The 8956-nt window shown below is 59.8% G+C and carries 5 protein-coding genes and 2 pseudogenes; 3 read left to right on the top strand and 4 right to left on the bottom strand.

All coding sequences use genetic code 11. The features are described 5' to 3' along the window. Positions 1-197: 197 nt before the first annotated feature. Positions 198-659 (bottom strand): phasin, encoded by a 462-nt coding sequence (locus C7I87_RS34540; RefSeq protein WP_149908406.1) that lies wholly within the window; start codon positions 657-659, stop codon positions 198-200. A 490-nt stretch (positions 660-1149) separates the two neighbouring features. Between C7I87_RS34540 and C7I87_RS34535 the strand changes: the two are divergent. Next, positions 1150-1874, top strand: a pseudogene (locus C7I87_RS34535) (tetrahydrofolate dehydrogenase/cyclohydrolase catalytic domain-containing protein). 493 nt (positions 1875-2367) lie between these two features. Here C7I87_RS34535 and C7I87_RS34530 read toward each other — a convergent pair. Then, the gene (locus C7I87_RS34530; protein WP_149908421.1) at positions 2368-4020 is read right to left on the bottom strand and encodes an MFS transporter; all 1653 of its coding nucleotides are present in this window, start codon (positions 4018-4020) and stop codon (positions 2368-2370) included. Between the two features lie 1334 nt (positions 4021-5354). On the opposite strand from C7I87_RS34530, the gene C7I87_RS34525 reads away from it, so the two are divergent. Further along, on the top strand, positions 5355-6095 hold the full coding sequence (locus C7I87_RS34525; protein ID WP_246696534.1) for a helix-turn-helix transcriptional regulator: 741 nt from the start codon (positions 5355-5357) through the stop codon (positions 6093-6095). A gap of 43 nt (positions 6096-6138) precedes the next feature. Here the strand turns inward: C7I87_RS34525 and C7I87_RS34520 are convergent. After that, positions 6139-6817: pseudogene (locus C7I87_RS34520) on the bottom strand (IS256 family transposase); the annotation flags it as partial. Positions 6818-6874: 57 nt separating this feature from the next. Between C7I87_RS34520 and C7I87_RS35525 the strand changes: the two are divergent. Continuing rightward, a complete protein-coding gene (locus tag C7I87_RS35525) occupies positions 6875-7018 on the top strand; it encodes a hypothetical protein (RefSeq protein ID WP_188394117.1) in 144 nt (47 codons plus the stop codon). A gap of 365 nt (positions 7019-7383) precedes the next feature. On the opposite strand, the gene C7I87_RS34515 is transcribed toward C7I87_RS35525, so the two are convergent. Beyond that, the gene (locus tag C7I87_RS34515) at positions 7384-8547 is read right to left on the bottom strand and encodes an IS110 family RNA-guided transposase (protein ID WP_149908405.1); all 1164 of its coding nucleotides are present in this window, start codon (positions 8545-8547) and stop codon (positions 7384-7386) included. Between the last annotated feature and the right edge of the window lie 409 nt (positions 8548-8956).

The raw sequence follows: 8956 nt of genomic DNA, 5'->3' as shown, positions 1-8956 counted from the left end.
CGAGGACACTTCCGGGCGACATGCATTAGTCCAGGGATGTCTTACAATGCAGTGATCGCTGCTTAAGGCCGGCGGTGGAAGTGCAGGTTGTTTTTCGGTAACGAGCGTGACACTGACGTGACGCATGTCCACGGCATCGTGCTCCGAAAAATGGAGGAGACCAGTATGCCGACCTGCACCTATTGTGGCTCCTGAAATCAGGCGGCCTTGAGATCCTTCAGCGCCTTCTCGAAGGCATCGTTGACCGGCTTCGAAACCTCAGTCACCGCCTTGGCAGCGAGTGCCTGGAAGTCATTGGCCTGTTCGATACCCATTTCGATGCGCTTGCGCAGGAAGGTCGTCAGCAACTCAAAAACTTCTGGCGGCGATTTCGCACGGACCACAGCCTCGAGGTGCGAAAAGTCAGCTTCGGCATTGGCGCGCAACGCGGCGACCAGCTTCAGTGACAACTCATTGCCGGCGGACTTCGCGGTTTCGGTGGCCGACCTGAGCGCCTTCTGGGCGTCTTCGGCGCCCGATTCAAGTTTTTCGAGAGCCTCTTTGGATTGCTCGAAGCCCTTTTCGGCGACAACGCGAAGTTGATCGGCAGCCTTGCCAGCGTCGGCTGCCGCAAATTCGATGGTTTCGGGTGCGCTGGACTTGTCTGTGGTCTTGGACATTCCCTTGGCCTTCCGAATGAAGATGGTTCCTGCTTGCCTTCAGCATATTGAGGTTGATATGTGACAGCCATATGTGCCCTGCTACATTTTTGTTGCGGAGCGTTATAGTTCAAGCCGGCAATATCGGCGGCCTGGGGTCGCGCCGAGCGAGCGTTGAAGGGGGTACCTGTTGCTGAGCGCATCAGCTTGGCGCCTGCTCGCTCGAAACTGTGGCCCCCCAACCACATTCCGCCTCTGGTCGAGGTGAAATCCGCCTCTTGGTACCATCGCAAGGGACCGCATCGGACGGCGAGCCGAAGTTCAGGCAAGCCCCACCTAAGTCGGGATAGTGGACATTTCGGACTCTGACGCAACGTTTGGAACAGCCGTAGGCCGGAACCGGGCGCAACTGGCGATTCGAGGTAGACCATGGCCGAGGAGTACACGGGATATGCACCGTTCGCCTGGGCACAGCGGACAATCCGATCACTTTCTTTGAGAAGGGACCCACATGCGCGCGAAAATCATCGATGGAAAAGCCTATGCCGACGGTCTTGCTGGACGGATCACGGCCGCTCTGCCAGCTTTTACGGAAAGGACCGGACGCGTGCCGGGCTTGGCGGTCGTCCTTGTTGGCTGCGATCCGGCAAGCGAGATCTACGTCCGCAGCAAGGGTCGCAAGACCCGCGAACTGGGCATGGTCAGTTTCGAGCACATTCTCCCCGAGGAAACGCGTCAGGAGGAGCTCTTAGGGCTCATCGAAGACTTGAACGCTGACACTACAGTAGACGGCATTTGCTGCGGGATCAGTTGGGCGACCTGACGGGGCTCGATGCCATCGTCATCGGCCGTTCGATCCTGGTCGGCAAACCGATGGGACAGCTATTGCTGGGGGCGAACTGCACCGTGACAATGGCGCACTCTCGAACGCGGAACCTGGCTGACAAGGTGCGCCAAGCAGATATCGTGGTGGCGGCAGCTGGACAGGCCGAAATGATCAAGGGAGACTGGATCAAGCACGGAGCGACAGTGATCGATGTGGGAACCACGAGAGCGGTTCTGGATGGCAAGAAACGGCTTCTTGGCGATGTGGACTTCGAAGCCGCTCTGGAAAGGGCGAGAGCCATCACACCAGTGCCCGGAGGCGTTGGGCCGATGACGATCATGACGTTGATGCACAATACAATCCTGGCCGCATACAACCGCGAGAAATTGCCACACTTACAGCTCTGGTAGGCCGAAAACACTCCTTCAGAAGGGCGCATCCTCGACGACAGCGGGTCGCCTCCGGTCTTTTGATGCCGGGTGCCGACCGTCCTCCAGTATTCAGCCAGCCACATAAACTTGTTCGCTGGCTTCCCGTGTCCTCCAGGACGGCCGATCTCTTGCGTGAGGAAGCTCTCTAAAGTTCCGGCGGCCTGTCGCTTGTAAAGGCGCGCGGCCCAAGCGTTTTGACGATGCACAGCGACGCTGCTTATCCGTTCACAGCATCCTTCAGCTCGCGGCCAAGCTGCAGGGGCGATCCATGGGTTCCGGCGGCGGGTGCTGCTTTGCTCTTCGCTTCCCGTTCGGTGCCGGCCTGCCGGAGCAGGAATGGGCCGGGCAGCCTCATGTGCTCCTGGTACCGATCGCCAGTTCACGGGCGGATGATCGGCTCCGCCAATTGCGTCGAGGCCCGGAATCCAGCGCTCGATCATCAGTCATGTCTCTTGCCGAGGCGTCGATGAGATCAACGCCGCAAAAAGAAGCCTGTCGATTCATGACGCCTGCGATTTGCTCCGGTCGGACGCTCGATCGAAAGCCTGGTGCGAGGTGGCACCTCACCCACATGCAGTTCGAGGAGGTGCCGATCCAGTTCCTTGTCCGCCGCTGTGAGGCGATGGTTCAGGCGAAGATAATCCATCCAGGTCGGGGTGCGGAATGTCTCTGTCCAAAACAATGGCTCCTGCAGATCGCGCTGAACATTCCAGTGCCGGGCACCGACGCCGCTTTGCACCCGGCGGCGTTCCCGCATCAGGTCCAGGAAGGCTTCGACATTCGCTTCCGATATCGCGTATTCGATCTTGACGACGATCGGGCCGCTTCTTGACTTCAGGTCCAGGGCGAGCTGCGGCGTTTCAAATCCAAAAGGATCCTGGTCGGTCTCTTTCCATTGACGGATTGGCAGCAGCAACCCGGTGGCGGCGACCAACAACAGAGCGCCGGCGGAGCTTTCCAGCGCCAGGGTGAGCGAATAGTTCTCGGCCAGCAGGCCCCATAACCAACTGCCGGCCGCAATGCCGCCCGACGAGAGGGCAGAGTAGATCGACAGGGTGCGACCAACGACCCAGCGTGGGCTCGACAATTGCACGCTGACGTCAAGTCCCGTCCAGGTGACGACCCAGCCCGCGCCACCAAACGTCAAGGCAATTGCCGCCACCGTCAGGGAGGGCGTGAATGCAAGCGCAAGGCAGCACGCCGCGCAAGAGATGCACGCCAGTGTCGTCAGCCGCTCCTGTGACAGCGAGCGTCGAAGCACGTTATTGGAGATGCCGGCGCACAAGGCGCCCGCCCCAAAGCCAGCCATCAGGATGCCATAAGCAATTGGCCCTCCCCCCAACTGATCGCGGGCGACAAGAGGCAGCAGCGCCAGGATCGAGATGCTTGTCAGGCCAAAAAGCGTCCCACGCGCGATGGCCGCCTTGATCTCTGATGACAGCGCCGTGAAGCGCGCTCCGTCATGAATGGCGGTGGTCAAGGGCTCGCGCGGAAGAGGCGAAGAGCGACCACTCCATTTGCAGCGTCCTATGGCCCACAGCATCGTCAAATAGGTCAGCGTCGCCACGGCAAAGGCCGTCAACGGTCCAAAGGAGGCAACGACGATGCCGCCGAGCGCCGGACCGATGCTTCGCACGGCGTTGTAGCCGACCGAGATCAGCGTGACTGCAGCCGGGACTTCGCGTTTTCGCAGGATGTCGCCGACCGAGGCATGCCAGGCCGGATCAGTAAAAGCGGCGCCGCATCCGGCCAGACAGCTGAATGCGAGGATCATCCAAGGATTGTAAAAGCCGAGCCCCACGAGAGCAGTCAGCATCGTCGATGACAACGCAATCAGGCACCAGCCGAGCGCCATCACCTTGCGACGGCTGAAATTGTCGGCAATGGCTCCGGCAAAGATCGACAGAATGAACACGGGCAGCGTCGTGGACGTCTGCACCAGGGCGACCATCACGTCTGATGTCGAGATGGTTGCCATCAGCCAGCTGATCGCAACGGTCTGCATCAGCCAGCCCAGGCTCGACACCTGTGCGGCGAGCCATATGGCACGAAAGGTGGGGCTCTCCAGCGGCGCGAATGTCGCCGACGAAACGGAAGCCGCGTCCGCGCGCACCACCCTGCTCATTTGGGCCGAGCCTCTCTTTTCGATACACGTTGCGAGGATTTCTCCTTGGCGCACATGCCTATGGAGAGTGGCAGGATCAGGGCAACAACGGCGCCTGGCACACGTAATTTTTCGCTGATTGCTGCTGCGGTCGAACACGAAACCCCTGCTGGAAATTCGCTGTTCAGCCATCAGTTGAAGCGTCCGTCCAATCGATGGTTCTGGCGCGAGCTCTGACGGGGATGATGCAGAACCGCAATTTGTCTTGCCGGTGTTCACCATGCCGACACTGTCGCCGACCAGCACCACGTCGCTACGCTCGTCGACAAGCTTGGCGCCAGGCTGCGAAGACAAACCTGCAGTGCAAAATGTGGCGGGTGGCCGACGGGGAAATGCCGTAGTCAATGTGGGCCGCCAGGCACCAAGGAATGCTTTACACATTCTTTCTTGCAGCGTTCCCCCTGCAGCATTACGTCGCCGACTGGCGATGGTACATTCGTGGCCGCTGCCCCATAAACGACGAGTTGTGTGGCAACAACCAGACCGTAGGGCAAGGCTCCGGAACCATGCTTGTTTTGCGAAATCAGACTGATCAGGTAGTGCGCTATTCGTATTGCGCCGAAGTGGAGCCTCACAAGTTAGGCCGCGACAAAGTCGGCGTTGGCTTCCAGAATCCTCAACAGCGAGCTCGCGCCTCGCTATTTCTCCACGATGGTGAATATGTCTCGTCGATAGATTTTCAGTCGAGTTACGGGGCTGATTGCACTCCCAACCAGCCCATGTGTCGCGGTCCCTAGTTGAGCTAGTTTGTTCGAGCTACATGGGCGTTTAGCCGACCTCCCAGGCCGAGTTGCAACACGCCAGCGCAATCACAGGCGGTCTTGCGCGCGCCGAGAACGCGCCCGAATTTACGCATCACCCATTTGGGTGACGCGTAGGGGCTTCCTAAACCGTAGTCAGTGCGTAAGTTGCGCACGCTAGCGTGGAGTGGTTGTCGTGCAAATTAACCCTCTCCTCCTCGATGATGCCCTGGATCAGGTGCTTGAGGCTGCCCTCGCGCCGGAGCGTTGGAACTCGGTCCTGGAAAGAATCTGCGAGGCGGATCCTTCGGCGCCCACATACTTCCCTTACGTGGCAAGTTCTCACCCGGAGTGCCTGCAACGCCGAGTTTGTGCGAGGCGTTCGAGGCCTACTTTCGAGAGGGGTGGCATCTTCAAGACATACGTTTCGGTTGTGTACCGCACGTTTTGAGGAAAGGTGTAGCGGTCGAGCACGATATTTCATCCGAAGACGATTTTCGCAGGTCGAGCTACTACAATGATTTCCTGGGTCGTTTCGGATTCAGATATTCTGCCATGATAGGCTTCACAAGTGGTGACACTCTTTTGTCGTTAGGCCTTCAGCGTACAATCCGAGATGTGCCTTTCGACCGAGAAGAGGAGCATATTCTCTCCCGGATGCGAACTCGGCTGTCGCTGGCCGCTGACATCATGCGAGGCGTTTCTTTCGAGCGGCTCGACGGCATGAGCGATGCCTTCGATGTGGCGGATACGGCTTGTGCCTTCTACGACAGGCATGGTCGCGTCACCCGTTTGAACAAGCTGTGCGAGAGCTTTCTTGATCAGGACATCCGCCTTGTTCAGGGAGAACTGACATCGCGGTGGCCCGAGGAAAGCGTCGCATTGCGCAGCCACATCAAGGCTGTCGTGCATTCGGTTGCAATCGCAGATTCCATAGCATCGGCTCCAGTCCGTTTGTCCAGGCCGGGAAGAAGGCCATTGGTTGTAAGGGCACAGCGTCTACGCGGCATGCCTGCGGAAATCTTTTCTCATTCTGTCGCAGTCGCCACAATCATCAATCTTGAGGATCGCCCGGTCCCAGCCCCCAAAATCTTGCAGATCCTGTTCGCGCTCACGGCGCAGGAAGCGGTTGTCGCAATCCAGCTTTCGCGTGGTCTTGGACCCAAAGAGATCGCCGAGGCCTTGGACCTAGGGTATGAGACAGTCCGGACCCACACAAAATCTATTATGGCAAAAACCGACACCAAGCGTCAGGCCGAGATCGCCGCGCTATTGTCGGGTGTCCGGCTATCTTAGAGCCGCAAACAGGATGGAGCGTCGCCCTGGATTGCATCTCTTGGGCATCGGAGACGACGAGCTTGACGCCGCGCAGGCCGCGACGTGTCAGTTTGCGCAGGAACTCCGTCCAGATCGGTTCGGCCCCCGACGTGCCAATCTCCATGCCCAGGACCTCGCGTCGGCCGTCGGCGTTGACGCCGACGGCGATGATGACGGCGACCGAGACGATCCGCCACCGCGGCGCACCTTCAGGTAAGTGGCGTCGATCCACAGGTATGGCCAATCGCCCTCGATCGGCCGCTCGAGGAAGGCCTTCACCTTGCCGTCGATCTCCATAGCCGCGAGACTTGGCTCTTGGAGATGCCGCTGATCCCCATGGCCTTGGCCAGATTGTCAACCGACCGGGTCGAGACGCCTTGCACATAAGCTTCCTAGATGACGGCGGTCAGCGCCTTCTCGGCCATGCGGCGCGGTTCGAGGAAACCCGGGAAGTAGCTTCCCTTCCTGAGCTTCGGGATGCGCAGCTCGACCGTGCCGGCCCGCGTCTCCCAGTCCCGGTCGCGGTAGCCGTTGCGCTGGGCGAGCCGCAGCGGGTTCTTCTCGCCATAGCCGGCGCCGGTGGCCGCGCCCACCTCCATTTCCATCAGCCGCTCGGCGGCAAAGCCGATCATCTCGCGCAGCAGATCGGCATCCGGGGTCTTCTCCACGAGCGTGCGCAGGTTCATCATGTCGTCGGTCATCGGTGGTCCTTCCGAAATGGGTTGGCGTCAACAACCAAACCCTACCGGAAAGCGCCGATGACCACCGACACGCCGCTCACTCGCTTGTATGGGGTGATCTTTGTCAACGTGATCTTTCAGTCGTTCCGTCTCCTTGTTCAGCCGTGGCGCCCATTTGTTCCTGCTTTGGCTTCGGGTCCATTGGGGCGCCGCGCGCAGTGACGGTCAAGGGTGGCCTTTGGCCATCGCGAAGCGACTTGCCCTTGATGGTCACGAGCACGGCGGCAGCGTTACATTGAGCCGGCAGGTGTTGTTTGTAGAGGTCTACAACTTGCAAACCGAGGGGAGCTCGCCATCAGGCGCCGTAAAGCGCCACAAGCTTGTATGCGGTTGATCCTCGCGGATCAAAAACCATGATGCAGCCATACGCATCGGCGGCGAAGCTCCGGGCGGTGGGCCCATTCTACAGCGCGGCGTCATAAGCCATGTGAGTGACCGGGATCACCACCACCTCGGATCGTTATCGGCAGACGCTATTGCAGCTGCCAAACTTCAATGCTCGTCCTGTCGAACAGCTCCTCCATGCTTTATACCGGACGCAGGGCTACTCCCGTCGGGATCTCGCCGGTCGTGACAAGTCGCCAGAATGCAATCAGTAGCTTGCGCGCCAAAGCCACGATCATTGTCTTGCGCGTACCGCCACGGCCATCGGCCGTTCTTGCGCAAAACCAGTGCGCCAGCGCGCTGTCCTTTTGGAATTGGAGGAACCGCCAAGCCAAAAGGATCATGCCGTAGCGGACGCGAGCGTTGCCGGCCCTGGCAAGACCTTTCTCGCGCCTGCGTTGGCCGCTCTCATCCGGCGCCCCGGTAAGTCCGGCATAGCGAGCGACGGCTCTCCGATCACGCAGGTCGCGTGAGAGTATCTCGTTCACCAGCATGTCCGCAGTCTCGATACCGACACCGATGATCCGCGCAAGAAGGCGAACCATTGCGAGCGGACCCTTCTCCGTGTCCGGAACGACCGAGAGCTGCCGCAACCGCTCCTGTTCGATCTCATGGATTTGTTCACGCAACAGATGAAGCCGTCCGAGATTACGGCGCAACTCGGCTCGGCTTCGCTCCGGCAGCGGAATACCTTCCGCCGTATGCAGAGCCTCCAGTTTCTCGGCAGCTTTGCGCAGATTGGGTTTAAAGGCGCGAATGCCGAAGCGAGCGAGGATTGCCTTGATGCGGTTGACGATCCGTGTACGTTCGCGGACGAGATTGTCTCGTTCACGGTTCGGACGGCGGGCCTCCTCCTCATCGATGGTTGGGATGGCTGCCATGCTGCAGTGGCGCTTCTCGCCCCGCAGCCAGCCAAGAAAGGCGCGCATCAGCAGTTCGGTATCGAGGCGATCGGTCTTGGCGCGCCGATGTTCGCGGGAAACCGCTACGCTCGATGGATGTATGACATAAGCCTCGACAGCGTGCGCCTGGAGCCAGCGCGCCAACCAAAAGCCGTCGCGTCCAGCCTCATAGGCGACAACGATGCGCCGGACTTCGCGCCCGGCTTGGATGGCTTCGCTGCGCCAGCGGAACAGTCTGAGCACCGAATCCGGGTCGGCATCGAGCTTCTTGAGAGGATTACGTTCAAAGCCAGGGACCGTCGCAGCAATGAGCCACTTTGTCTGGCTCATCTCAATCACTGCGACCAACGTGCTGTCCTGATCAAGTGTGGTAAGGGATTTGCTTGCATCAAAGGATGGTGACATGGGGGCGCTCCTTAGGTAGCTACTCAACAGCGCCGAGGGTGCCACACGCTCGCCGCCGCCCATAGCATCTACAGCGCTACTAACGGCGCGCACGCGAGCGGCTTCGTAACCGCCGAGCTACACCACTTAGCGTAATCGCGGGTGGCGCCTCTCGTAATCCGAGCGGCAGTTCCCCAATGTCACCATGTGAATGAATCGGTCAGCGCTGAAGCGCAGGAAGGAGAACTGCCATGACGAAGTATGCAGCCCTGGATGTCTCGATGGAACAGACCGCCATCTGCGTGGTCGACGAGAACGGTCGGAAGGTCGCGGAGGGAAAGGTTCCAACCGATCCTGACGCCATCTCGGACTGGCTGGCCGGGAAAGGCGGAGAGATCGAGAGGATCGGCATGGAAACTGGCCCGTTAGC

It is taken from the genome of Mesorhizobium sp. SARCC-RB16n (genome assembly GCF_008520305.1).
Classification (GTDB): domain Bacteria; phylum Pseudomonadota; class Alphaproteobacteria; order Rhizobiales; family Rhizobiaceae; genus Mesorhizobium.
This window is presented reverse-complemented; position numbering and strand designations above follow the sequence as displayed.

Excerpts from the sequence above, each read along its gene's own strand:
- C7I87_RS34540 (WP_149908406.1), bottom strand. The coding sequence starts at position 659 with ATGTCCAAGACCACAGACAAGTCCAGCGCACCCGAAACCATCGAATTT.
- C7I87_RS34530 (WP_149908421.1), bottom strand. The coding sequence starts at position 4,020 with ATGAGCAGGGTGGTGCGCGCGGACGCGGCTTCCGTTTCGTCGGCGACA.
- C7I87_RS34525 (WP_246696534.1), top strand. The coding sequence starts at position 5,355 with ATGATAGGCTTCACAAGTGGTGACACTCTTTTGTCGTTAGGCCTTCAG.
- C7I87_RS35525 (WP_188394117.1), top strand. The coding sequence starts at position 6,875 with ATGACCACCGACACGCCGCTCACTCGCTTGTATGGGGTGATCTTTGTC.
- C7I87_RS34515 (WP_149908405.1), bottom strand. The coding sequence starts at position 8,547 with ATGTCACCATCCTTTGATGCAAGCAAATCCCTTACCACACTTGATCAG.